Source organism: Intestinirhabdus alba (genome assembly GCF_009711095.1).
Taxonomy (GTDB): domain Bacteria; phylum Pseudomonadota; class Gammaproteobacteria; order Enterobacterales; family Enterobacteriaceae; genus Intestinirhabdus; species Intestinirhabdus alba.
This window is the reverse complement of sequence record NZ_WMJZ01000019.1, coordinates 38,470-62,484: the sequence shown is the minus strand read 5'-3', so window position 1 is coordinate 62,484 and position 24,015 is coordinate 38,470. Positions and strand designations below refer to the sequence as shown.

Annotated in this window: 26 protein-coding genes and 1 other annotated feature; of the genes, 18 read left to right on the top strand and 8 right to left on the bottom strand. The window is 61.3% G+C overall.

All coding sequences use genetic code 11. The features are described from left to right. Positions 1 to 9: 9 nt before the first annotated feature. From GJV78_RS14220 to GJV78_RS14190, 7 genes are all read left to right on the top strand, one after another. Positions 10 to 1,122: a 1-propanol dehydrogenase PduQ gene (locus GJV78_RS14220; protein ID WP_155108985.1), complete on the top strand. Its 1,113-nt coding sequence runs from the start codon at positions 10 to 12 to the stop codon at positions 1,120 to 1,122. Then, positions 1,119 to 2,474, top strand: coding sequence for a 4Fe-4S dicluster domain-containing protein (locus GJV78_RS14215; protein ID WP_155108984.1), 1,356 nt, complete (start codon positions 1,119 to 1,121; stop codon positions 2,472 to 2,474). The genes GJV78_RS14220 and GJV78_RS14215 overlap by 4 nt, the downstream gene beginning before the upstream one ends. A gap of 2 nt (positions 2,475 to 2,476) precedes the next feature. Beyond that, on the top strand, positions 2,477 to 3,031 hold the full coding sequence (gene pduT, locus GJV78_RS14210) for a propanediol utilization microcompartment protein PduT (protein ID WP_155108983.1): 555 nt from the start codon (positions 2,477 to 2,479) through the stop codon (positions 3,029 to 3,031). Next, a complete protein-coding gene (gene pduU, locus GJV78_RS14205) occupies positions 3,031 to 3,372 on the top strand; it encodes a propanediol utilization microcompartment protein PduU (RefSeq protein WP_155108982.1) in 342 nt (113 codons plus the stop codon). The genes pduT and pduU overlap by 1 nt, the downstream gene beginning before the upstream one ends. 4 nt (positions 3,373 to 3,376) lie before the next feature. Then, entirely contained in the window at positions 3,377 to 3,829 is a 453-nt protein-coding gene (gene pduV / locus GJV78_RS14200) for a propanediol utilization protein PduV (protein ID WP_155108981.1), read from the top strand. Further along, positions 3,814 to 5,010: an acetate/propionate family kinase gene (locus GJV78_RS14195; RefSeq protein ID WP_155108980.1), complete on the top strand. Its 1,197-nt coding sequence runs from the start codon at positions 3,814 to 3,816 to the stop codon at positions 5,008 to 5,010. The genes pduV and GJV78_RS14195 overlap by 16 nt, the downstream gene beginning before the upstream one ends. An 82-nt stretch (positions 5,011 to 5,092) precedes the next feature. Then, positions 5,093 to 5,959 carry an L-threonine kinase gene (locus tag GJV78_RS14190; RefSeq protein WP_167519580.1) on the top strand — a complete coding sequence of 289 codons (867 nt, stop codon included), beginning with the start codon at positions 5,093 to 5,095 and terminating at the stop codon, positions 5,957 to 5,959. Between the two features lie 350 nt (positions 5,960 to 6,309). On the opposite strand, the gene GJV78_RS14185 is transcribed toward GJV78_RS14190, so the two are convergent. The 4 genes from GJV78_RS14185 to dacD all read right to left on the bottom strand — a co-directional run bounded on the left by GJV78_RS14185 (position 6,310) and on the right by dacD (position 10,130). Beyond that, positions 6,310 to 6,645: a DUF496 family protein gene (locus GJV78_RS14185; RefSeq protein WP_155108979.1), complete on the bottom strand. Its 336-nt coding sequence runs from the start codon at positions 6,643 to 6,645 to the stop codon at positions 6,310 to 6,312. Between the two features lie 379 nt (positions 6,646 to 7,024). Beyond that, positions 7,025 to 8,083 (bottom strand): FUSC family protein, encoded by a 1,059-nt coding sequence (locus GJV78_RS14180; RefSeq protein WP_167519579.1) that lies wholly within the window; start codon positions 8,081 to 8,083, stop codon positions 7,025 to 7,027. A 74-nt stretch (positions 8,084 to 8,157) separates the two neighbouring features. Beyond that, positions 8,158 to 8,634 carry a DNA gyrase inhibitor SbmC gene (gene sbmC / locus GJV78_RS14175; RefSeq protein ID WP_155108978.1) on the bottom strand — a complete coding sequence of 159 codons (477 nt, stop codon included), beginning with the start codon at positions 8,632 to 8,634 and terminating at the stop codon, positions 8,158 to 8,160. 305 nt (positions 8,635 to 8,939) lie between these two features. Next, the gene (gene dacD, locus GJV78_RS14170; protein WP_155108977.1) at positions 8,940 to 10,130 is read right to left on the bottom strand and encodes a serine-type D-Ala-D-Ala carboxypeptidase DacD; all 1,191 of its coding nucleotides are present in this window, start codon (positions 10,128 to 10,130) and stop codon (positions 8,940 to 8,942) included. A 254-nt stretch (positions 10,131 to 10,384) separates the two neighbouring features. On the opposite strand from dacD, the gene GJV78_RS14165 reads away from it, so the two are divergent. Next, on the top strand, positions 10,385 to 10,903 hold the full coding sequence (locus GJV78_RS14165; RefSeq protein ID WP_155108976.1) for a ClbS/DfsB family four-helix bundle protein: 519 nt from the start codon (positions 10,385 to 10,387) through the stop codon (positions 10,901 to 10,903). A 277-nt stretch (positions 10,904 to 11,180) separates the two neighbouring features. Then, on the top strand, positions 11,181 to 12,611 hold the full coding sequence (gene sbcB / locus GJV78_RS14160; RefSeq protein ID WP_167519578.1) for an exodeoxyribonuclease I: 1,431 nt from the start codon (positions 11,181 to 11,183) through the stop codon (positions 12,609 to 12,611). Between the two features lie 120 nt (positions 12,612 to 12,731). On the opposite strand, the gene plaP is transcribed toward sbcB, so the two are convergent. From plaP to GJV78_RS14145, 3 genes are all read right to left on the bottom strand, one after another. Beyond that, entirely contained in the window at positions 12,732 to 14,090 is a 1,359-nt protein-coding gene (plaP, locus tag GJV78_RS14155; protein WP_155108975.1) for a putrescine/proton symporter PlaP, read from the bottom strand. Next, positions 14,080 to 14,142, bottom strand: a complete 63-nt coding sequence (gene yoeI, locus GJV78_RS14150) for a membrane protein YoeI (RefSeq protein ID WP_096335044.1) — start codon at positions 14,140 to 14,142, stop codon at positions 14,080 to 14,082. The genes plaP and yoeI overlap by 11 nt, the downstream gene beginning before the upstream one ends. Before the next feature lie 356 nt (positions 14,143 to 14,498). Further along, positions 14,499 to 15,323 carry an SDR family oxidoreductase gene (locus GJV78_RS14145; protein ID WP_155108974.1) on the bottom strand — a complete coding sequence of 275 codons (825 nt, stop codon included), beginning with the start codon at positions 15,321 to 15,323 and terminating at the stop codon, positions 14,499 to 14,501. A 155-nt stretch (positions 15,324 to 15,478) separates the two neighbouring features. On the opposite strand from GJV78_RS14145, the gene hisL reads away from it, so the two are divergent. The 9 genes from hisL (at position 15,479) to hisIE (ending at position 22,712) form a co-directional block, all read left to right on the top strand. Continuing rightward, positions 15,479 to 15,529 (top strand): his operon leader peptide, encoded by a 51-nt coding sequence (gene hisL, locus GJV78_RS14140; protein WP_155109026.1) that lies wholly within the window; start codon positions 15,479 to 15,481, stop codon positions 15,527 to 15,529. After that, positions 15,505 to 15,627: a sequence feature (His leader region), on the top strand. It overlaps the preceding gene by 25 nt. Before the next feature lie 45 nt (positions 15,628 to 15,672). Next, complete coding sequence (hisG, locus tag GJV78_RS14135; protein ID WP_155108973.1) at positions 15,673 to 16,572, top strand: ATP phosphoribosyltransferase; 900 nt, start codon at positions 15,673 to 15,675, stop codon at positions 16,570 to 16,572. Between the two features lie 5 nt (positions 16,573 to 16,577). Further along, positions 16,578 to 17,882 carry a histidinol dehydrogenase gene (gene hisD / locus GJV78_RS14130; protein WP_155108972.1) on the top strand — a complete coding sequence of 435 codons (1,305 nt, stop codon included), beginning with the start codon at positions 16,578 to 16,580 and terminating at the stop codon, positions 17,880 to 17,882. Next, positions 17,879 to 18,958: a histidinol-phosphate transaminase gene (hisC, locus tag GJV78_RS14125; protein ID WP_155108971.1), complete on the top strand. Its 1,080-nt coding sequence runs from the start codon at positions 17,879 to 17,881 to the stop codon at positions 18,956 to 18,958. The genes hisD and hisC overlap by 4 nt, the downstream gene beginning before the upstream one ends. Beyond that, positions 18,955 to 20,022 carry a bifunctional histidinol-phosphatase/imidazoleglycerol-phosphate dehydratase HisB gene (gene hisB, locus GJV78_RS14120; protein ID WP_155108970.1) on the top strand — a complete coding sequence of 356 codons (1,068 nt, stop codon included), beginning with the start codon at positions 18,955 to 18,957 and terminating at the stop codon, positions 20,020 to 20,022. The genes hisC and hisB overlap by 4 nt, the downstream gene beginning before the upstream one ends. Beyond that, entirely contained in the window at positions 20,022 to 20,612 is a 591-nt protein-coding gene (gene hisH / locus GJV78_RS14115; protein WP_155108969.1) for an imidazole glycerol phosphate synthase subunit HisH, read from the top strand. The genes hisB and hisH overlap by 1 nt, the downstream gene beginning before the upstream one ends. Beyond that, positions 20,612 to 21,349, top strand: coding sequence for a 1-(5-phosphoribosyl)-5-[(5-phosphoribosylamino)methylideneamino]imidazole-4-carboxamide isomerase (hisA, locus tag GJV78_RS14110; RefSeq protein ID WP_155108968.1), 738 nt, complete (start codon positions 20,612 to 20,614; stop codon positions 21,347 to 21,349). The genes hisH and hisA overlap by 1 nt, the downstream gene beginning before the upstream one ends. Beyond that, positions 21,331 to 22,107, top strand: a complete 777-nt coding sequence (gene hisF, locus GJV78_RS14105) for an imidazole glycerol phosphate synthase subunit HisF (RefSeq protein ID WP_167519577.1) — start codon at positions 21,331 to 21,333, stop codon at positions 22,105 to 22,107. Before hisA ends, hisF begins: the two co-directional genes overlap by 19 nt. Continuing rightward, positions 22,101 to 22,712: a bifunctional phosphoribosyl-AMP cyclohydrolase/phosphoribosyl-ATP diphosphatase HisIE gene (hisIE, locus tag GJV78_RS14100; protein WP_155108967.1), complete on the top strand. Its 612-nt coding sequence runs from the start codon at positions 22,101 to 22,103 to the stop codon at positions 22,710 to 22,712. The genes hisF and hisIE overlap by 7 nt, the downstream gene beginning before the upstream one ends. Positions 22,713 to 22,795: 83 nt before the next feature. Here the strand turns inward: hisIE and wzzB are convergent, their stop codons facing one another. Next, on the bottom strand, positions 22,796 to 23,785 hold the full coding sequence (wzzB, locus tag GJV78_RS14095; protein ID WP_155108966.1) for an LPS O-antigen chain length determinant protein WzzB: 990 nt from the start codon (positions 23,783 to 23,785) through the stop codon (positions 22,796 to 22,798). Positions 23,786 to 24,015 lie beyond the last annotated feature (230 nt).

The following is a 24,015-nucleotide window of genomic DNA, read 5'->3' as shown; positions in this document are numbered from 1 at the left end:
GAGGTGGTAATGAAGACCTTTTCACTGCAAACCCGCCTCTACAGCGGTCAGGGAAGCCTGAAGGCGCTACAGCGCTTCAGCCACAAGCACGTCTGGATTATCTGCGACGGCTTTCTGGCGCGCTCGCCGCTGATTGATATGCTGCGCGAGGCGCTGCCGACGAGTAACCGCGTCAGCGTCTTCAGCGATATCACCCCCGACCCCACCATCGGCATCGTCGCGCAGGGCATCGCGCAGATGCAGGCCCTGCGCCCGGAGGTGGTGATCGGCTTCGGCGGCGGCTCGGCGCTGGATGCGGCCAAGGCCATCGTCTGGTTCAGCCGCCAGGCCGGCATTGAGATTGAAACCTGCGTGGCGATCCCGACCACCAGCGGCACCGGCTCGGAAGTAACCAGCGCCTGCGTTATCAGCGATCCGGAAAAGGGCATTAAGTACCCGCTGTTCAACAACGCGCTCTATCCGGATATGGCGATCCTCGATCCGACGCTGGTGGCCAGCGTGCCGCCCGCCATCACCGCCAACACCGGCATGGACGTGTTAACCCACGCGCTGGAGGCGTACGTTTCATCGCGCGCCAGCGACTTTACCGACGCGCTGGCGGAAAAGGCCGCGCAGTTGGTCTTTCAGTACCTGCCGGTGGCGGTGAAAAAAGGCGACTGCCTGGCGACCCGCGGAAAGATGCACAACGCCTCGACCCTCGCCGGCATGGCCTTCAGCCAGGCCGGGCTGGGCCTGACGCATGCGATAGCGCATCAGCTGGGCGGCCAGTTTCATCTGCCGCACGGGCTGGCGAACGCCCTGCTGCTCACCGCGGTGATCCGCTTTAACTCGCAGGATCCCCGCGCGGCGAAGCGCTACGTTCGCTTCGCGAAGGCCTGCCATCTGTGCGCCAATGACGCCAACGACGTCAGCGCGCTGAATGCGCTGATTTACCACGTTGAGCAGTTGAAAAGGGCGTGCGCGATCCCCGGCCTTGCCGACGCGCTAAAAGAGGCGAAACCGGAGTGGGCGCGGCGCATCCCGGCGATGGTGCAGGCGGCGCTGGCGGACGCCACGCTGCGGACCAACCCGCGCGCCGCCGACGCCCGCGCAATCCAGCAACTGCTTGAGGAGCTGCTATGAACAGGGCCCTGAACGTCGAAACCGCTCTTCTTGATCCGCAGACCATCCGCGACCGGGTGCGGGACGCGGGCATCGTGGGTGCCGGAGGCGCGGGTTTTCCGACGCACGTCAAGCTGCAGGCGCAGGTTGACACCTTCCTCGTCAACGCCGCCGAGTGTGAGCCGATGCTGAAGGTTGACCAGCAGCTGATGGCGCAGCAGGCGGCGCGCCTGGTTCGCGGCGTACGCTATGCGATGCAGGCCACCGGAGCCAGCGAGGGGATTATCGCCCTGAAGGAAAAATATCGCCAGGCCATTGACGCCCTTACCCCGCTGCTTTCCGCCGGAATCAGGCTGCATATCTTGCCGGACGTCTACCCGGCCGGCGACGAGGTGCTGACCATCTGGCTGGCCACCGGACGTCGCGTGCCCCCCGCCGCGCTGCCGGTCAGCGTCGGCGTGGTGGTCAACAATGTGCAGACCGTGCTCAACGTCGCCAGGGCGGTGGAGCAGGAATATCCGGTAACCCGCCGTACCCTGACGGTCAACGGCGCGGTGGCCAGACCGCTGACCGTGACCGTTCCCATCGGCATGTCGCTGCGCGACGTGCTGGCGCTGGCGGGCGGGGCAACGGTTGACGATCCGGGCTTTATCAACGGCGGGCCGATGATGGGCGCGCTTCTGCCCTCGCTGGACGCGCCGGTGACGAAAACCACCGGCGGCCTGCTGGTGCTGCCGAAATCGCATCCGCTGATCCAGCGGCGGCTGCAGGATGAGCGCACCGTGCTTTCCGTGGCGCGCACCGTCTGCGAGCAGTGCCGCCTGTGCACCGATCTCTGCCCCCGGCACCTTATCGGCCACGAGCTGTCGCCCCATCTGCTGGTGCGCGCCGTCAACTTTCAGCAGGCCGCCACGCCGCAGCTGCTGCTCAGCGCCCTCACCTGCTCAGAGTGCAACGTCTGCGAAAGCGTGGCCTGCCCGGTGGGCATCTCGCCGATGCGCATTAACCGGATGCTCAAACGCGAGCTGCGCGCGCAGAACCAGCGCTATGAAGGGCCGCTCAGGCCAGCCGACGAGCTGGCGAAATATCGTCTGGTGCCGGTGAAGCGGCTGATCGCCAAACTGGGGCTTAGCGAGTGGTATCACGACGCCCCGCTCGCCCCAGAGGAGCCGCCGGTGGAGCGGGTCACGCTGCTGCTGCGCCAGCATATCGGTGCCAGCGCCCTTCCCTGCGTGCAGGCCGGCGAGCGCGTCGTTCGCGGCCAGCGCGTGGCCAGTATCCCCGACGGGGCGCTGGGCGCGCCCGTGCACGCCAGTATTGACGGCACCGTCGGTGAAATCACCGACCAGTCCATCACGGTTGTAAGAGGTTAACCATGTCTCAGGCTATAGGTATTTTAGAACTCACCAGCATCGCCAAAGGGATGGAAGCCGGTGACGCGATGCTCAAGAGCGCCAATGTGGATCTGCTGGTCAGTAAGACCCTCTGTCCGGGAAAATTTTTACTGATGCTGGGCGGCGACGTCGGCGCGGTGCAGCAGGCTATCGCCACCGGCGAGGCGCTGGCGGGCGATAAGCTGGTCGACAGCCTGGTGCTGGCCAACATCCACGCCAGCGTGCTGCCGGCCATCAGCGGCCTGAACAGCGTTGAGCAGCGCCAGGCAGTGGGGATTGTCGAAACCTGGAGCGTGGCGGCCTGCATCAGCGCCGCCGACCGGGCGGTGAAGGCGTCTAACGTCACCCTCGTTCGGGTGCATATGGCGTTCGGCATTGGCGGCAAGTGCTATATGGTGGTCGCCGGGGAGATCTCCGACGTCAATAACGCCGTGGCGGTGGCCTGCGAAAGCGCCGGAGAGAGAGGCCTGCTGGTTGGTCGCTCCGTGATCCCGCGGCCGCACGAGGCGATGTGGCGTCAGATGGTGGAGGGCTAATGGAAACGACCGAACGTATGATCCAGGAGTACGTGCCGGGGAAACAGGTGACGCTGGCGCACCTGATTGCCAACCCCGGCAAGGATCTGTTTAAAAAGCTGGGGCTGCAGGAGAGCGTTTCCGCCATCGGCATCCTGACCATCACCCCCAGCGAAGCCTCAATTATCGCCTGCGATATCGCCACCAAGTCCGGGGCGGTGGAGATTGGCTTTCTTGACCGCTTTACCGGCGCGGTGGTGCTGACCGGGGATGTCTCCGCCGTGGAGTACGCCCTGAAGCAGGTGACGCGCACCCTGGGCGAAATGCTGCGCTTTACCGCCTGCCCCATCACCCGGACCTGACGCCATGAAGCGGATGATGCTAATCGGCCCCAGCCAGTGCGGTAAAACCTCGCTGACCCAGTGTATGAGCGGCGAAGCGCTGCACTATCAGAAAACCCAGGCCATCGTCTGGTCGCCGGTAGCTATCGATACGCCCGGCGAATATCTGGAAAATCGCGGCCTTTACAGCGCGCTGCTGGCCAGCGCCTGCGAAGCGGAGGTCATTGCGCTGGTGCTCAACGCCGACGCCCAGTGGTCGCCCTTTTCGCCCGGCTTTACCGGGCCGATGAACCGGCCCACTATCGGGCTGGTCACCAAATCAGATTTAGCCGATCCGCAGCGCATTGCTCGGGTCGCAGGCTGGCTGGAACAGGCCGGCGCACAGCAGGTTTTCGTCACCAGCGCGGTGGCGAAGACCGGGCTTGATAAGATGTACACCTGGCTAAACGCAAAGGAATCTTCATGTCTCACAAAATAATGGCTATCAACGCGGGCAGCTCATCGCTCAAATTTCAACTGCTGGAGATGCCCCAGGGCAGGCTGCTCTGCCAGGGGCTGATCGAGCGCATCGGCATGGCGGAGGCGCAGGTAACGCTGAAAACGCCTGAGCAGAAGTGGCAGGAAACGCAGCGCATCGCCGATCATCGCGAAGCGGTCACCCTGCTGCTGGAGAAGCTGATAAGCCACCAGATTATCGCCAGCCTGCAGGATATCGACGGCGTCGGCCATCGCGTGGCCCACGGCGGGGAGACCTTCAGGGATTCGGCGCTGGTTAACGACCACACGCTGGCGGAAATTGAGCGCCTGGCGGAGCTGGCTCCCCTGCACAACCCGGTTAACCTGCTGGGGATTAACGTTTTCCGGCAGCTGCTGCCCGCCACGCCCTCGGTCGCGGTCTTTGACACGGCGTTCCATCAGACCCTGGACGAGTCGGCCTATATCTACCCGCTGCCCTGGCGCTACTACGCCGAGATGGGTATCCGCCGCTACGGCTTTCACGGCACCAGCCATAAATACGTCAGCGCCACGCTGGCGGAAAAGCTTGGCGTTCCCCTCAGCGCCCTGCGCGTCGTCGTCTGCCATCTGGGCAACGGCAGCAGCCTGTGCGCCATCAAGGAGGGCCGGTCGGTGAATACCTCCATGGGCTTCACCCCGCTGTCGGGCGTGATGATGGGCACCCGCAGCGGCGATATCGATCCCTCCATTCTGCCGTGGATCGCCCAGCGCGAAGGGAAGACGCCCCAGGAGATTAACCAGCTGCTGAACGGCGAGTCCGGCCTGCTGGGCGTTTCCGGAGTGTCGCACGATTATCGCGACGTCGAGCAGGCGGCGGACGCCGGTAACCCCCGCGCGGCGCTGGCGCTGACGCTGTTTGCCGAACGCATTCGCGCCACCATCGGCAGCTATATTATGCAGATGGGCGGGCTGGATGCGCTGATCTTTACCGGCGGCATCGGCGAAAACTCCGCCCGCGCCAGGGCCGCTATCTGCCGCGACCTGCAGTTCCTGGGGCTGAAGGTGGACGAAGAGAAAAACCAGCACAACGCCACCTTTATTCAGGATGACAACTCGGTGGTGAAAGTGGCGGTGATCAACACCAATGAGGAGCTGACCATCGCCCGGGACGTCATGCGCATCGCCCTGAACGAAACGGCCTGACCGGCACCTTGCGGCAAATCATAGCCGCAGCACGCCCGGCATGACATGATGTGCCGGGAATTGCTGAGCGAAGGGTGAACAGGTGGCCGTTGCGCAATGTCCCGCCTCGTGCGGGGAGCTTATTCAGGGATGGATTCTGGGCAGCGAGAAGCTGATCTCCTGCCCGGTGGACTGGTTCAGCACCGTTGAGGTCAGCGCCGGCACGCCCCTGGCGAACGAACGCCCCCTGTCGCGGGCGATGGTCGACAGGCTGCTGCAGCACTGGCAGCTTCCGGCTGACTGGAGCCGGGAGCTGCGCATCGACGTCCACTCCACCATTCCCGTCGCCAGAGGAATGGCCAGCAGCACCGCCGATATTGCGGCAACGGCGGTTGCCACCGCACATCTTCTCGGCCGCCGGCTGGATGAAGCCACCCTGGCGCGGCTTTGCGTTTCGCTGGAGCCGACCGACAGCACCCTCTTTCACCGGCTTACCCTGTTTGACCACAACGATGCTTCCACGCAGATCCCCTGCCCCACGCAGCCCGGTCTCGATCTGCTGGTACTTGAAAGCCCCAACACGCTGCGCACGGCGGATTATCACCGCCTCCCCAGAGAAGAGGGGCTGCGGGCGGGAGCCGCCGCGCTGCATCAGGCCTGGGAGAAGGTGCAGGAGGCCTGCCAAACCCAAAGCCCACGGCGGCTGGGGGAGGCGGCCACCCTCAGCGCCATCGCCAGCCAGGCGCTGCTGCCGAAGCCGCAGTTCGCTTCGCTGCTGGCGCTGGTTGAGGAGAACGATCTGTTCGGGCTTTGCGTGGCGCACAGCGGCAGCGTCGTCGGGCTGATGCTCGACAGGCGGCGTCACGACGTGGCGTTGATTCGATGGGCGCTGGGGCACAGAGGGCTGACGGCGCACTGGCCGAAACAGCATCTGCTGCGGATGGTGGCGGGCGGGGTCAGGCTACGCTGAACGCGGAGAGCGCGCAGTACGTGAAATGATCCGCCATGCTTACCCCAGGGGGCGAACGTGCAAAACGCGATGCGCGGGACTGCCCGGATGCAAAATAGCCCTGACGGGCCGGGCGCTTAATCTGCCTTTATTGATTTTGTTCCGGCGCTCCCTGCGCGCCCGGCGTCAAAAATAAAGGCCGCCGGGGGCTAATGCCGTTCATCTAAAGAAATAAGGCCCGGGAATTCGGGCCTCTGATGAAGTAAAACAGGGCTGAATCCCTGATTTCTTCTAAGCATTATTATGAATTTATATTCATTAAAATGCTTAAGTAACCGGCATTAGCCGGGGGCGACCTTTACGGCAGAGCGTCAGCCCGCTTTGGTTTCGCTGTTTTTGGGCTCGCCCATCGCTTTCAGCTTTTTAGAAATTTCGCGGCGCTCTTTGGAAATCTCGGCGTTTTTGATGATGTAATCGTCAACGCGCTCCTCATAGTCGCTTTTCATGCTGGCGATAATGCCCTGAATCGCCTCCACGCTCATGCCCGGCTTGATGTAGTCGCTCAGGTTGTCCAGCAGCAGCACGCGCTTCTGGTTGTCACGGATCTTTTTCTCTACGTCCTGGATTTCGCGCTGCAGCTTGTTCTTACGGCGGAACAGACGAACAAATTCCAGCACGTCCTGGAAAGAAGGCCTGGTTGTTTCCATTTTTACACCCCTGATATGTGAGATTCGGATTCGTTTAAGCAACGGCTTATACGTTAGGGCAAAGCCGTGGCAGATAACAACTGTTTTCCCGTCCCTGGTTAAGCGGCGCGTTGCCTGCGGCTTCGTGGGCCAAACCTGGCCCATCCGGACGCTTTTGCCCGGGCCGCGGCCAACAGACGCCTGGTTTTTACCCCGCCAGGGCGTAACGTTCCTGAACCGCGCATGGCGTCGGGTCTGATATACCCGTCATACTTCAGGCTGCCCCGGGTCGGCCTTTGCGTTGCCCGGCGTTCATTGCCTGACGCATCATACCTCTTATCCCTGCTGAATCGAAGCAGCTACGGTGCGATTTCCCCCTTCGACTCCGGCCGCAGCCGCACTATTTAGGGTATACGCGACAGATCAAATGCGACAGCAGCTCCAGCTGGCGCGCGGTTTCCATACTTAGCCAAACATAGCCGTGAATGGGCGTTTCGGCTACGGTGATTTCCTGATGCTCGCGGATAAGCTGGCGAAGCTCGGCGGCAATATCGCTCAGCTGCTGCCTGCTGGCAAAGAGCGGCTGCGGGTTACCTTCATACAGGGCGTGGACAAGAGTCAGCAGCGCCTGCCGGGTCTGCTGCCGGGTTTCGCGCAGGGTATGGGCGTTCAGCATCAGGTAATGGCTGGCGCGGGTGGCCCAGTGGGCGTTAATCTGCAGCTCCAGCAGGCAAACCAGGTTGCGGTTAAGGGTCTGAATCGCCTCAAATATCGCCTTCTGAATATGGGTCTCTTTGCTGGCGGGGGCGATAAGCCCGCGCATTTTGACCACCTCCGCCAGCAGCTGCTGCAGATGTTTCTCCAGGCGCGGGCGCTCAAGAAGGTTAGGCGACAGGGCCGCCTGATAGAGCTGATTCCAGACGGTAATGCAGTGCGCCAGCCGTATGCGCCAGTGTATAAACGCGCGCTGGGGCCAGATGCCGGTAAACAGCATCGCCAGCAGCGAACCAAGGATGACGTCCCCGCCCCGCCACAGCGCGGTGGTCATATCGCCCGGCGGCGCGCCCACCACCACGGCGAGGGTAATGCCGATCAGCAGCGCCTGGTAAGGCTTTTTACCCAGCGCCAGCCAGCCGCAGAGGAACATCGCCACCCCGCACCACGCCAGCATCAGCGGCAGCGAATAAAGCTCCAGCCACAGCGCCACCAGCCCCAGCGCAGAGCCGAGGATCGTTCCCCCGATGCGCTCCAGGGCGCGGGGAAGCACGTTTCCCCAGAAGGAGATCGGCCCCATGATCACCACCAGGGTGATCAGCGGCCACGTGCCTTCGGGAACGTCGAGCAGGCGAACCAGCAGAAAGCTAAGGATAAACGCCAGCGCAATGCGAACGCCGTGTACTACGCGGTAATGGCGATATAAACGGATCTCAAATGAACTTAGCGGTTTATCGGCACGCACTCAGGCACTCCGGAAGACGGGAAAACATCATCTTTATGCTATTGGGGAAGAGCCGGAGAGGTTTATCTCTCTCCTCACCGGTGCGGCTTCGCCTGTACCGGCACATACATTCTCAGATCCCAGTAGCCCTCTTTTGCCCCGTCGTTAAGATATACCTCAAAACAGGGGCTGGCGGACATGGCGTACTCGCTGTCCTGCAGCAGATCGTTGAAAAATTGCCGCCAGGGGGTGGTAAAATCATGGTCCTCAACGCGAACGGTAGCCACCGCGTACAGCCCGCCGTCAATCCCGCTCAGGGAGACGCCTTCGCTGGCCGGTGGCACAACAAACGAAGGGTCGACGCCGATGGCGGTTGTGCAGCGCAGCTTTTCCGGCGGAACCTGCTGCGGATTGTCAAAGTAGACGGCGATCCACTCCTGCCCGACAATCTGTTTGCCGCTGACCCACTTCATCAGCTGTTCGAAGCCCTGCTTTACCGTCCGCTCCCACGGCCCGACCAGGTGAAAGCCGGCGATAGTGCGTTTCTGCTCTTGTTTTATCTCATAGTTCATGTTGCCTCCATTAGGCTATGTCCCTTAACCGGCTCCGCAGAGCGTGGGCCGGAAGCGCGTCCTCTGTATTGTCGGGCCTGAACCGCGTTCACGCTGTCCCGCGCTCTGATTACGCGCATCTGACGTAGCGTCAACGCCATGCCCGGTTAAGGAATACAGCGCTGTTCACTGTATTCCTGTACAGTATTTTTTACCCGGGCAGTGGCAGAACCGCAACTTCCCCCTGAAGATTATGTGAGCCAACTGCCGCTCCTGCCAGCCTGCTGACAAAGAAAAGCGCGGCCGGAGCTGTAAGCGCCCTGCGCTCAGTCTGGGGTAGCCGCGGTATCCTTATGCCGGAAATAGTCGCCAAGGCGTGAGAAAACGCCCCCTTTGCCGACGGCTTCCAGCGTTAACAGCGGCCAGTGAGCGATGGGCGTCTCCCGATCGTACAGCTCAATTTCCCCCACCCGCTGGCGGGCGGCAATGGGCGCTTCCAGCGCGCCTTTATCCAGGGTGTAGCGCGCCTTAATGTAGGGGATCTCGCTCTTCGGCAGGGCCATCCAGAAATCCTGCCCGGTGCCCAGCGCCACCTGTTTTTTATCCCCGTACCAGACGCGCCCGCTTGCCACCTTTTTTCCATCGCGCAGGATCTGCACCGTGGCGAAGTTCTGCTGGCCCCAGTGCAGCAGCTTTCGCGCCTGCTCTTCGCGGCTCTGCGGGCTGCTGGCCCCCATCACCACCGCAATAAGGCGGCGCTGACCGTCAACGGCGGAGGCAATCAGATTGAACCCGGCACCGGAGGTATGCCCGGTCTTAAGGCCGTCCACGTTCAGCGACGAATCCCACAGCAGGCCGTTACGATTTTTCTGGGTGATGCCGTTCCAGGTCAGACTCTTTTCACTGTACATGTGATAGAACTCAGGCTCGCCGTGAATGATGGCGCGGGAAAGCACCGCCAGATCGTATGCCGAGCTGTGCTGACCTGGCGCATCGAGGCCGTGGACGGTTTCAAAGTGGGTATCCTGCAGGTGCAGCTTCCCGGCGTAGTGATTCATTAAGGCGACAAACTGCGGCTGTCCGCCCGCGATATAGTCGGCCAGCGCGACGCAGGCGTCGTTGCCGGAGTCCACGATAAGTCCGCGGCTTAAGTCGCGCACCGAAACGCGCTCTCCGGCCCGGAGAAACATCAGCGAGGAGCCGTTGAACACCGGATTGTCTTTCGCCCACGCATCGCGTCCCACCGTGACCAGGTCATCCGGGCTGATGCGATGGCCGTCGATGGCGCGATCCACCACGTACCCGGTCATCAGCTTGGTAAGACTGGCGGGATTACGCTGCTGATGTTCATTGCCGGCGGTAAGGATTTGCCCGGTGGTGTAATCCATCAGCACCCAGGCACCGGCGTCAACGGCGGGCGGCGGGGGCGCAGCCCCGGCGGCGTCTGCGGCGCGGCTGGTGAAGAGCGTGACGGAGAGCAAAGAAGCGGCAATTAACAGACGGTGTTTCAACGACATGTCCTCAGAAGTGGCCAAACGGGGGTTCTTTTTACGGGAATTCACCCGGACGAACAGGAAGAAATTGCAAGAAAATGTGACACAAGTCACATTCACCCCTGAGCCGCCGGATGCCCGCGGACAGGTCTTAGCGCCGCGCCGGACAGGGGGCTGAAGAGACGGTCGCTTCCCCTGAGCCGGCGCAGGGGGCATAATCGGTTAATGTTCAGACGCCGCCCCGCCGGTAGCGTTGATGCAATGAGAGGGAAATCATAATGAGCGTGCCGCAAACCAAATCTGAGCTGCTTGCCGCTATTGATAAAAATTTTAGCAAATTAGTGGGTTACCTTGATGCCATTCCAGCGGAGCTGGCGGTGATGAAAACAATGGAGGGGCACGCTAAGGGAACCCAGATGAGCGTGCACAATCTGGTCTCTTATCTGTTGGGATGGAATAGCCTGGTCATTAAGTGGATGGTTTCTGACGCCCAGGGAGCGCCCGTCGATTTCCCGGAAACCGGCTATAAATGGAACCAGCTCGGGCTGCTGGCGCAAAAATTTTACGCCGACTACGATGGGCTAAACTGGAGCGAGCTTCAGGCCAGGCTGCGGTCGGCGAAAGCGGAGATCGTAAGTTTAATTAATCAACGCAGCGATGAGGTCCTGTACGGCAGTCCGTGGTACACCAAATGGACGATGGGGCGCATGATCTCCTTTAACACCTCCTCCCCTTATGCCAACGCCAACGGCAGGCTAAGAAAGTGGGCCAAAAGCCACCATCTCAGCTTAGGGTAAGCGCCCGGGTAAGGTTCTGATGCCCAGGGGGACGGCCTGCGCGGCGCTACTGGCCTTATGGAGAGAGGCCTACGCCCGGCCCGTCAGAAACTGCCGTTTCAGCCGGGCCGGAATATGGTTTACCATAGGGGCTGCCACCGCTCGCCCTGTTCCCCTGTCGCACTCTGCCGGGCGGCTGTTTATTTACGCAACGCAATATAAACAGAGGCTGACAAATTCGCAGCTGAACAAGCAATGATTCAATTCAAGAACCTACAACATCGGGCGTGTACATCAGGTGACAGATAAAAACGACAGCATACAGCCAACTTTCCTCTTCCATGATTATGAAACCTTTGGCACCCACCCGGCGCTCGACAGGCCCGCGCAGTTCGCCGCCCTGCGCACCGACGCGGAATTTAACGTTATCGGCGATCCGGAGGTGTTTTACTGTAAGCCCGCCGACGACTACCTGCCCCAGCCGGGGGCGGTAATGGTTACCGGCATCACGCCCCAGGAGGCGCGGGACAAAGGCATCAACGAGGCCGCCTTCGCCGCGCGGATCCACGCCCTGTTCACCGTTCCCAAAACCTGCATCATCGGCTACAACAACGTGCGCTTTGACGACGAGGTAACGCGCAATATCTTCTATCGCAACTTCCGCGATCCCTACGCCTGGAGCTGGCAGCACGATAACTCCCGCTGGGATCTGCTGGACGTGATGCGCGCCTGCTACGCCCTGCGCCCGGAGGGCATCAACTGGCCGGAGAACGATGAGGGGCTGCCGAGCTTCCGGCTTGAGCATTTAACCAGGGCCAACGGCATTGAGCACAGCAACGCCCACGACGCGATGGCGGACGTCCACGCCACCATCGCGATGGCGCAACTGGTGAAGTCGCGTCAGCCGCGCCTGTTCGACTATCTCTACAGCCACCGCGGCAAGCATAAGCTGGCGGCGCTGATCGACGTGCCGCAGATGAAGCCGCTGGTGCACGTGTCCGGCATGTTCGGCGCAGCGCGCGGCAATACCAGCTGGGTTGCGCCGCTCGCCTGGCATCCGGAAAACCGCAACGCGGTGATTATGGTCGATCTGGCGGGCGACATGCGCCCGCTGCTGGAGCTGGATGGCAACGCCCTGCGCGAACGGCTCTATACGGCGAAGGCCGACCTCGGCGGGGAGTCTCCGGTGCCGATCAAGCTGGTACACATCAATAAGTGCCCGGTGCTGGCCCAGGCGAACGCGCTGCGCCAGGAGGACGCCCTCAGGCTCGGCATCGATCGCCAGCGCTGCCTGGACAACCTGAAGCTGCTGCGTGAACATCCGCAGGTGCGCGATAAAGCGGTGGCTATCTTCGCCGAAGCGGAGCCGTTCCCGACCCCGGATAACGTTGACGCCCGGCTGTACGACGGCTTTTTCAGCGACGCCGATCGCGCGGCAATGAAAATCGTGCTGGAGACCGATCCGCGCAACCTGCCCGCCCTGGATATCACCTTCGTGGATAATCGCATTGAGCCGCTGCTGTTCAACTACCGGGCGCGAAACTTCCCCGGTTCGCTGGATGAAGCGGAGCAGCAGCGCTGGCTGGAGCATCGTCGTCAGGTGTTTACGCCGGCGTTTTTACAGCGCTATGCGGAAGAGCTGCAGACGCTGTTTCAGGAGTATGCGGACGACAAGGGCAAGCAGGCCCTGCTGAAATCGCTGTGGCAGTACGCGGAGGAGATCGTCTGAGAACCCCGTCGGACAACGGCGGAAAACTTCCCGCCGTAAAGCTCCAGCCCCTCTTTCGGTAGAGGCTGACAATAAAAAAACCGGAGAACAGGTCTCCGGTTTCTTCAGGTGCGACGGTAATTACGCCACGTCTTCGTACTGCGGCACCGGATTACGGAAGCTTTTGGTCACGCAGGCCAGGTAGATCAGGCCAATCGTCGCCCAGATAAGCCCCAGCACCATGGAGCTTTCCTCCAGGTTTACCCACAGCGCGCCGACGGTCAGCGCCCCGCACGCCGGCAGGAACAGATACTGGAAGTGATCCTTCAGCGTTTTGTTGCGCTTCTCCCGGACCCAGAACTGCGAAATCACCGACAGGTTGACGAAGGTAAAGGCCACCAGCGCGCCGAAGTTGATCAGCGCCGTCGCCATCACCAGATTGAAGTTAATCGCCAGCAGAGCAATCGCGCCGACCAGGATGATATTCATCGCCGGGGTACGCCACTTCGGATGGACGTAGCCAAAGAAGCTTTTCGGAAACACCCCGTCGCGCCCCATCACGTACATCAGCCGCGCAACGCCCGCGTGCGCCGCCATCCCCGAGGCCAGCACGGTAATGGTGGAGAAGATCAGCGCGCCGACCTGGAAAGCCTTCCCGGCAACGTACAGCATAATCTCCGGCTGCGAGGCGTCCGGATCCTTAAAGCGGGAGATATCCGGGAAGTACAGCTGCAGGAAATAGGTCGAGAAGATGAAAATCAGCCCGCCGATCAGGGCGGTCAGGAAGATCGCGCGGGGAATCACGCGCCCGGCGTCTTTGGTCTCTTCCGACAGGTTGCTGATGCCGTCGAACCCGGTAAAGGAGAAGCAGAGGATGGTCGCCCCGGTGATCATCGGCACCACGTGCGCGTCGCCGGACCAGAAGGGGCGGCTGCTCGCCAGCGTACCGGCACCTTCGCCTTCAAATACGCCGTAGATAACCATTCCCAGAATAACGGCGATCAGCACCACCTGCAGCACCACAATCACGGTGTTGAAGTTCGCCACCGACTTAATGCTGCGCAGATTAAAGGCGGTCATAAAGGCCACCAGCGCCACCACGAATATCCACGACGGAATAGAGGGCACCAGGGCTTCAAAATAGATTTTCGCCAGCAGAATGTTGATCATCGGCGCGAACAGATAGTCGAGCAGCGACGACCAGCCCACCATAAAGCCGACGGTCGGGCTGATGGATTTCTGGGCATAGGTATACGCTGAACCGGCGGAGGGATAGCGGCGAACCAGCTTGCCGTAGCTCAGGGCGGTAAACAGGATCGCGATCAGCGCGAAGGCATACGCCGTTGGCACATGGCCGTCGGTGAGGCCCGAAACGATACCGAACGTATCAAACAGCGTCATCGGCTGCATATAGGCAAGGCCCATCATAACAACCGGAATTAACGTAAGGGTTTTACGCAATTCCACGCGAGAGGTATTTGGAGTAGCGTTATGCGACATGGTCATTCTCCTTTACGGCGAATGCCGTCGCGTAAGCAAAAAATTGCCCCATTTTCAGGATTCCTCAGCGACAACAACTGTCGGTTTTTAGTAAGTATCTATCCGGAACGAAGCCCGGCCTCTTGGTTTAAATGAGTGGTTCATTGCAAAAAAATAACCGACGCGCAGTAAAACGTCGGTTAGCCTCTTTTTGCAGGCGGCGCATTGTGCCTCAAAATGAGGCGCATTGACAATGCCAATATGCCCCCGCGATAGAATATTTTTTTCTTAGCAAACCGCCCCCCGCCCACGGCTTTTGCATATGCCCGCAAAGCGTGGCGTATCGCGGCTCTCAGGCCAGACCGCGTGGCCGTTCCGCTTGCGCAAAACCTGCGCAAAAACCGCCCGCTCCGGAGGCGAAGCCGGGCGTTATTCCATTGGCATCATCAGCGGATCGGGATACTGATATTCAAAGCCAAGCTGTCGGCAGATCCCGCTGCCGTCGATAATTTTCCCCCGGCTGGCCGTCGTCGCCTCCCGGAACTGCGGCGGCGGTGCCCCGAGCATTCGCGCCATCTGCGGATAAAACACGCTCCGCGCGGGATGTGTCGGCGCGCATAAATTATAGATGTGGCCGCCCTTCGGTGCCTGGAGCAGCAGGGTAATAGCTGAAATCACATCCTCCAGATGCACCAGGTTAACGCCGTGCCCGCCGTCGGGAGCCACCTTGCCGGCAAAAAAGCGCCCCGGATGACGCCCCGGCCCCACCAGTCCCGCCAGGCGCAGGATATCCACCGAGGTGCCCGGCAGGTTATGCAGCCAGTCCTCCAGCTCTTTCAGCACCCGGCCGCTGGCCGTCTGCGGATGACGCGGGGTACTCTCTTTTACCTCCCCCACCGCGTCGCCGTAGACCGACGTGGAGCTGGTAAAAATAATCCGCGGAACGCGCCAGGCCAGCGCGCTGTCGACCACCTCCTGCACCGCCTGCAGATAAAATTCTTCCCCAGGCCCGCTGCGCCGGGCGGGCAGCGTAATAATCAGCGCGTCGACGTCCATCAGCGCCTCAAGATCGTCCGCTTCACAAACCAGCTCCGGCTCCAGGCGCAGCGCGTAACTCTCAATGCCGCTCATCCGCGCCGCCTTAACGCCGTCCGGGGTGGTTTTACTGCCGACCACCCGCCAGCCTCTCGCCGTCAGCGCCAGCGCCAGCGGCATCCCCAGCCATCCTAATCCAACAATCGCGACCTTCTTCATCCGTCCTCTCCTGCCGATACTGCACCGTTAACCGCAGACCGTCCGGCCTGACAATTTATAGTATTGATATGAACTTAAAAAAGCGCTTGCTTTGTGACATAAAAGTGGTTTAGGTTAACCAACAGCTTAATGAATAAACATTCATCGGAATAATTATGACGCGCGTTCAGTTTAAATTTCACCATCATCACCATCATCCTGACTAGTCTTTCAGGCGATGTGTGCTGGAAGACGTTCAGATCTTCCAGCGGTGCATGAACGCATGAGAAAGCCCCCGGAAGATCGCTTCCGGGGGCTTTTTTTTGTGCGCGTTTCGGACCGGCTCAGACAGGATAAATAAGGATGCAATATGTTAGATAATACCCGTTTACGCATAGCTATTCAGAAATCAGGCCGTTTAAGCGATGACTCGCGCGAGCTGCTGGCCCGCTGCGGCATCAAAATTAATCTGCACACCCAGCGTCTGATTGCGATGGCGGAAAATATGCCCATCGATATCCTGCGCGTACGTGACGACGATATTCCGGGGCTGGTCATGGACGGCGTGGTCGATCTGGGCATTATCGGCGAGAACGTTCTTGAAGAGGAGCTGCTCAACCGCCGCGCCCAGGGCGAAGATCCCCGCTACTTCACCCTGCGCCGCCTCGACTTCGGCGGCTGCCGCCTCTCGCTGGCCACGCCGGTTGACGAAGCCTGGGATGGCCCCGCAGGGCTGGACGGCAAGCGCATCGCCACCTCCTATCCGCACCTGCTCAAGCGCTACCTCGACCAGAAGGGGGTGACGTTCAAATCCTGCCTGTTAAACGGCTCCGTTGAGGTGGCTCCGCGCGCCGGGCTGGCGGACGCCATCTGCGATCTGGTCTCCACCGGTGCCACCCTGGAGGCTAACGGCCTGCGCGAGGTGGAGGTGATTTACCGCTCCAAAGCCTGTCTGATCCAGCGCGACGGCGAAATCAGCGACGCTAAACAGCAGCTGATCGATAAGCTGCTGACCCGCATTCAGGGGGTTATTCAGGCGCGCGAATCCAAATACATCATGCTGCACGCGCCAGGCGACCGCCTTGAGGAGGTGATCGCCCTGCTGCCGGGCGCAGAGCGGCCGACCATTCTGCCGCTGGCCGGCGATCGGCAGCGCGTCGCCATGCATATGGTCAGCAGCGAAACCCTGTTCTGGGAGACGATGGAGAAACTAAAAGCGCTCGGTGCCAGCTCAATTCTGGTGCTGCCGATTGAGAAGATGATGGAGTGATGACCATGAGCTTTAGCACAATCATAGACTGGAACGCCTGTAGCGCCGAACGGCAGCGCGAACTGCTGATGCGCCCGGCCGTTTCCGCCTCCGACAGCATCACCCGCGCGGTGGCGGAGATTCTGGATAACGTGAAGACGAGGGGCGATGCGGCCCTGCGAGAATACAGCCGCCGGTTCGATAAAATTGATGTCGCCGCGCTGAAGGTCAGCGCCGAAGAGATTACCGCCGCCGGCGCGCGGCTGAGCGACGCGCTGAAGCAGGCAATGGCGGCGGCGGTCAAAAATATCGAAGCCTTCCACAGCGCCCAGGCGCTGCCGGGGGTGGACGTCGAGACGCAGCCCGGCGTGCGCTGCCAGCAGGTCACCCGTCCGGTGGATTCCGTCGGCCTCTATATTCCCGGCGGCACCGCCCCCCTCTTCTCTACGGTATTAATGCTGGCCATCCCGGCGCGAATTGCCGGCTGCAGGAGGGTGGTGCTCTGCTCCCCGCCGCCCATCGCCGATGAGATCCTCTACGCCGCGCGGCTGTGCGGCGTAGAGGAGGTATTTAACGTCGGCGGCGCGCAGGCCATCGCCGCGCTGGCTTTCGGCAGCGAGTCCATCCCGAAGGTGGACAAAATTTTTGGCCCCGGCAATGCCTTTGTCACCGAGGCCAAGCGCCAGGTCAGCCAGCGCCTCGACGGCGCGGCCATCGACATGCCCGCCGGCCCGTCCGAAGTGCTGGTTATTGCCGACGGCGGCGCTACGCCGGAGTTTGTCGCCTCCGACCTGCTCTCCCAGGCGGAACACGGCCCCGACTCACAGGTTATTCTGCTGACGCCGGACGCCGGAATAGCCCGCCGCGTGGCGCAGGCCGTCGAACGCCAGCTGGCCGGGCTGCCGCGCGCCGAAACCGCCCGGCAGGCCCTTGCCGCCAGCCGCCTGATCGTCACCCGCGATATCGCCCAGTGCGTCGCCATCTCCAACCAGTACGGCCCCGAACATCTGATCGTTCAGACCCGCGACGCCCGCGCGCTGGTGGACGACATCACCAGCGCCGGATCGGTCTTCCTCGGCGACTGGTCCCCGGAGTCGGCGGGGGACTACGCCTCGGGCACCAACCACGTGCTGCCAACCTATGGTTACACCGCCACCTGCTCCAGCCTCGGGCTGGCGGATTTTCAGAAGCGCATGACCGTTCAGGAGCTTTCCAGAGAGGGGTTCGCCGCGCTGGCGTCCACCATTGAAATTCTGGCGGCGGCCGAACGCCTCACCGCCCACAAAAACGCCGTTACCCTGCGCGTTAACGCCCTGAAGGAGCAACCATGAGCATTGAAGAGACAAGCGGCGTCGCCGGGCTGGCCCGCGAAAACGTCCGCCGCCTTACGCCCTATCAGTCCGCCCGCCGCCTGGGTGGCAGCGGCGACGTCTGGCTGAACGCCAATGAATTTCCGCAGGCGGTTGAGTTTCAGCTCACCCGGCAGACCCTCAACCGCTACCCGGAGTGCCAGCCGCAGGCGGTCATTGAGCGCTACGCCCGCTACGCCGGCGTCGCCCCGGAGCAGGTGCTGGTCAGCCGCGGTGCCGATGAGGGCATTGAGCTGCTAATCCGCGCCTTCTGCGAGCCGGGCAGGGATGCGATCCTCTACTGCCCGCCCACCTACGGCATGTACGGCGTCAGCGCGGAAACCTTCGGCGTGGAGCGCCGCACCGTGCCCGCCCTCGCCGACTGGCAGCTGGACATGCAGAGCATCGCCAGCGCCCTGGAGGGCGTGAAGGTGGTGTACGTTTGCAGCCCCAACAACCCGACCGGCCAGCTGATTAACCCGCAGGATCTGCGCGCCCTGCTGGAGCTGACGCGCGACAGGGCTATCGTGGTGGCCGACGAGGCCTACATTGAGTTTTGCCCGCGGGCGACGCTGGCGGGCTGGCTTAACGACTATCCGCACCTGGTGATTCTGCGCACCCTCTCCAAGGCCTTTGCCCTGGCGGGGCTGCGCTGCGGCTTCACCCTCGCCAGCCCTGAGGTTATCGCCCTGCTGCTGAAGGTTATCGCCCCCTACCCGCTCTCCACGCCGGTGGCGGATATCGCCGCCCAGGCGCTGACGCCGCAGGGGATTGACGCCATGCGCGAGCGGGTGGCGCAGATTCTGGCCGAGCGTCGCTATCTGATCGACGCCCTGGGAACCATTTCCGGCGTGAAGCAGGTTTTTGCCTCAGAAACCAACTATATTCTGGTGCGCTTTGCCGATTCGGGCCGCGTGTTTAAAACGTTATGGGATCGGGGCATTATCTTACGCGATCAGAACCAACAACCCTCTTTAAGCGGCTGCCTGCGCATTACCGTCGGCACCCGCCAGGAGAGCCAGCGCGTCATTGACGCCCTACGTGCGGAGCAAGTATGAGCCAGAAGTATCTCTTTATTGACCGTGATGGAACCCTGATTGCCGAACCACCTGAGGATTTCCAGGTGGATCGCCCCGACAAGCTCGCCTTTGAGCCGCTGGTGGTGCCGGTGCTGCTGAAGCTGCAGGAGGCGGGCTTTAAGCTGGTGATGATTACCAACCAGGACGGGCTGGGCACCGCCAGCTTTCCGCAGGCGGATTTTGACGGGCCGCACGGCCTGATGATGCAGGTTTTCACCTCCCAGGGGGTGCGCTTCGAAGAGGTGCTGATCTGTCCGCACCTGCCCGCCGACGCCTGCGACTGCCGCAAGCCGAAGGTGAAGCTGGTGGAACGGTATCTGTCCGATACGGCCATGGACCGCGCCAACAGCTACGTCATCGGCGATCGCGCCACCGACGTTCAGCTTGCGGAAAATATGGGCATTACCGGGCTACGCTACGATCGTGAAACGCTGAACTGGGCGACGATCGGCGAGCGGCTGACAAAGCGCGATCGCTATGCCCACGTGGTGCGCAACACCAAAGAGACGCAGATCGACGTCAGGGTGTGGCTGGATCGCGAAGGCAACAGCAAGATCAATACCGGGATCGGCTTCTTTGACCATATGCTGGATCAGATCGCCACCCACGGCGGCTTTCGCATGGAGATCGCCGTTAAGGGCGATCTCTGTATTGACGATCACCACACCGTGGAGGACACCGGCCTGGCGCTGGGCGAGGCGTTAAAGCAGGCGCTGGGCGACAAGCGCGGCATCGGCCGCTTCGGCTTTGTGCTGCCGATGGACGAGTGCCTGGCGCGCTGCGCGCTGGATATCTCCGGACGCCCGCATCTGGAGTACCGCGCCGAGTTTGCCTGGCAGCGGGTGGGCGACCTGAGCACTGAGATGATCGAGCACTTCTTCCGCTCGCTCTCTTACGCGATGGGCGTGACCCTGCACCTGAAAACCAAAGGTAAGAACGATCACCACCGCGCTGAGAGCCTGTTCAAGGCCTTTGGCCGCACCCTGCGCCAGGCGATTCGCGTGGAGGGCGACGCCCTTCCCTCATCCAAAGGAGTGCTGTAATGAACGTCGCGATCCTGGATACCGGCTGCGCCAACCTGCACTCGGTGAAATCCGCCGTCGCGCGCCACGGCTACCAGCCGGTTGTCAGCCGCGATCCGGAGGTGGTTTTACGCGCCGACAAGCTGTTCCTGCCGGGCGTCGGCACGGCGCAGGCGGCGATGGACCAGTTGCACGAGCGCGAGCTGATCGAGCTGATTAAAGCCTGCACCCAGCCGGTGCTGGGCATTTGTCTGGGGATGCAGCTGCTCGGCAGCCGCAGCGAAGAGACCGGCGGCGTCGACCTGCTGGGCATTATCGACCAGCCGGTGCCGAAGATGACCGACTTCGGCCTGCCGCTGCCGCACATGGGCTGGAACCGCGTTTATCCGCAGGCCGGCAGCCGCCTGTTTCAGGGCATTGAGGACGGCGCGTATTTTTACTTCGTGCACAGCTACGCCATGCCGGTGAATCCGTGGACCATCGCGCATTGCCACTATGGCGAGCCGTTCACCGCCGCGGTGCAAAAAGAGAACTTCTTCGGCGTGCAGTTTCATCCGGAGCGCTCCGGGGCCGCCGGGGCGCAATTGCTGAAAAACTTTCTGGAGATGTGATGATTATTCCGGCTTTAGATTTAATCGACGGTGCCGTCGTGCGTCTTCACCAGGGCGATTACGCCCGGCAGCGCGACTACGGCAACGATCCGCTGCCCCGCCTGCAGGAGTACGCCGCCCAGGGAGCGCAGCTGCTCCATCTGGTCGATCTGACCGGGGCAAAGGATCCCTCCCGCCGCCAGATCCCGTTAATTAAAGCCCTGGCGGCGGGGGTGAGCGTGCCGGTGCAGGTGGGCGGCGGCGTGCGCAGCGAGGCCGACGTGGCGGCGCTGCTGGAGGCCGGCGTGGCGAGAGTGGTCATCGGCTCCACGGCGGTAAAATCCCCCGACGTGGTCAAGGGCTGGTTTAAGCGCTTTGGCGCTGACGCGCTGGTGCTGGCGCTGGACGTGCGTATCGATCCGCAGGGCCACAAGCAGGTGGCGGTCAGCGGCTGGCAGGAGAACTCCGGCACCTCGCTGGAAGCGCTGGTTGAGAGTTATCTGCCGGCTGGCCTGAAGCACGTGCTGTGCACCGATATCTCCCGGGACGGCACCCTGGCCGGCTCCAACGTCGCGCTGTATGAGGAGCTGTGCGCGAACTATCCGCAGGTGGCATTTCAGTCCTCCGGCGGCATCGGCGACATTGGAGACGTGGCCGCCCTGCGCGGCACCGGGGTACGCGGCGTTATCGTCGGGCGCGCCCTGCTGGAAGGTAAATTCACCGTCAGGGAGGCGATCCAGTGCTGGCAAAACGCATAATTCCCTGCCTCGACGTTCGCGACGGGCAGGTGGTGAAAGGGGTACAGTTCCGCAACCATGAGATCATTGGCGACATTGTGCCGCTGGCGAAGCGCTACGCCGACGAGGGTGCCGACGAGCTGGTTTTTTATGATATTACCGCCTCCAGCGACGGCCGGGTGGTGGATAAAAGCTGGGTGACGCGCGTTGCGGAGGTTATCGACATTCCGTTCTGCGTGGCGGGCGGCATCAGAACGGTTGAGGATGCGGCGAAAATTCTCTCCTTCGGCGCGGATAAAATTTCAGTTAACTCCCCCGCGCTGGCCGACCCGACGCTGATTTCCCGGCTGGCGGATCGCTTCGGGGTGCAGTGCGTCGTGGTGGGGATTGATACCTGGCACGATGCCGATAGCGGAAAATATCAGGTTAACCAGTACACCGGCGATGAGCGCCGCACCCGCATCACCGCCTGGGAAACCCTCGACTGGGTTCAGGAAGCGCAACAGCGCGGTGCCGGGGAGATCGTGCTGAATATGATGAATCAGGACGGCGTACGCAACGGCTACGATCTGACGCAGCTGAAGAGGGTGCGCGAAGCGTGCCGCGTGCCGCTGATCGCCTCCGGCGGCGCGGGTACGATGGCGCACTTTCTTGAAGCTTTCCGCGACGCCGACGTTGACGGCGCGCTGGCCGCCTCGGTGTTTCACAAGCAGATTATCAATATTGGCGAACTAAAGGCGTACCTGGAGAGCCAGGGCGTGGAGATCAGAGTATGTTAACAGAGCAACAGAAACGCGCGCTGGACTGGGAAAAAACCGGCGGGCTGATGCCGGTTGTGGTACAGCACGCGGTCTCCGGCGAAGTGCTGATGCTGGGATATATGAACCCGCAGGCGCTGGATAAAACCCTGGAGAGCGGGAAGGTGACGTTTTACTCGCGCACAAAAGCGCGCCTGTGGACCAAGGGGGAAACCTCCGGCCATTTTCTTAATCTGGTGAGCATTGCGCCGGACTGTGACAACGACACCCTGCTGGCGCTGGTAAACCCGACGGGACCCACCTGCCACAACGGCACCAGCAGCTGCTTCGGTGAAGCCGGCCATCGGTGGCTGTTTCTGTATCAGCTGGAGCAGCTGCTGGCAGAGCGGAAAAGCGCCGATCCGGCCAGCTCCTATACGGCAAAGCTGTACGCCAGCGGCACTAAGCGGATTGCGCAGAAGGTTGGCGAGGAAGGCGTGGAGACCGCGCTGGCCGCCGCGGTGCAGGATCGCGCCGAGCTGACCAACGAGGCGTCGGACCTGATCTATCATCTGCTGGTGCTGCTGCAGGATCAAGATCTGGATCTGACGGCGGTGATTGAGAATTTACGGACGCGCCATCGCTGACTGCGGGGGTAAAAAAACCGGGCAAATGTGAACTGCCCGGTTTCGTTTTTTCGGCGGCTGGAATGGCCTTTGGCTATCCGGGATTACTGCGCCTTCGGCCTGTAGTTACGCAGCGCATTACGCCCCAGCACCACGCCTGCGCCAATCATCCCGCCCAGCAGCACCGCCAGCACCAGGGTAATGGCCCTTTTCGGGCTGTCGCGGCGAATCGGCAGCGTTGGCTTCATCACATAGCGATAAGCATGAACCGTTTCAGGAACAACCTTCAGGTTGGCGATATCCAGCAGGGATTGCCGGGTCTGGTAGTAGCTACCGGAAAAGACCAGCGGGCGCGTGGATTCGTGCTCAATCATCGACTTCAGCGCCTCGCTGCCTAACAGCAGCATGCTCTCCTGGGTTACGTCCTGCGTCTGCTGGATCTGCGGCCTGTTGACCCCGGCCTGCTCCGCGTAGCGTAGGGCTTCACGAATCTGCCGGATGCGCAGATCCTTTTGCTCCTGGGCAACCACTTCCTGAGACTTCAGCGAATCCTGTAGGTTGAGCGTCTGCAGCTTAATGTTATCCTGCAGGTCGGCTATCACCTCTTTGGCTACCTCTTCGTCAACCTGCTGAATATATTCCGAGAGCTTGTGCTGGGCACCCTCCGCGGAGTCCGCGACGTAGGAGACCAGCAGCGGCAGCGGCTGCCCTTTTACCGAGGGTGCTATGGTCAGCTTTTCCGGCTCTTTCTGGTTATCCAGCGTTTCAGCTAACGCAGAGAAAGCTGAACCAAAGCGGTTAATTAAATTCTGCTGCATACCGGCGACACCCGGAGCATTCTCTCCATACAGGGTGGTCATCGCATTGCTGTAGCTGGCGATCTGCCCCACTTCCGGCTGGGTGATAATCGCCGTTGAGGTCCATTTTTCTTTTGCCACCGCCAGATACCCCACAGCAAGGGCAAGGGCAACGATAACAAACATGATAATAGTGACTTTACCGCGCCACAGCTGAACAATTAAATCAATTAAATCAATCTGTTCTGAATCGCCGCCGCGTCCGGCAATATTGTTATTTTCCACTGTAACGAACATCCTGGATAAGAAGAAATAGAGACAGGCTGTAGTTTATCTGTAAATGTTGATAATGCTATAGGACAAAAGGGTAAAATTTGGCATTTATTACGCCTTCTCGTTATGTTTACAGAGTATTCTGTCCAGCAATAAATTAATCACTACCGAAAATATCGCAGCAGTAAAATTTTCGGCGAAATTGTGGCACCAGCCCCGCTTATCTCTGACAGCAAAATAGCATCCGGCACCGT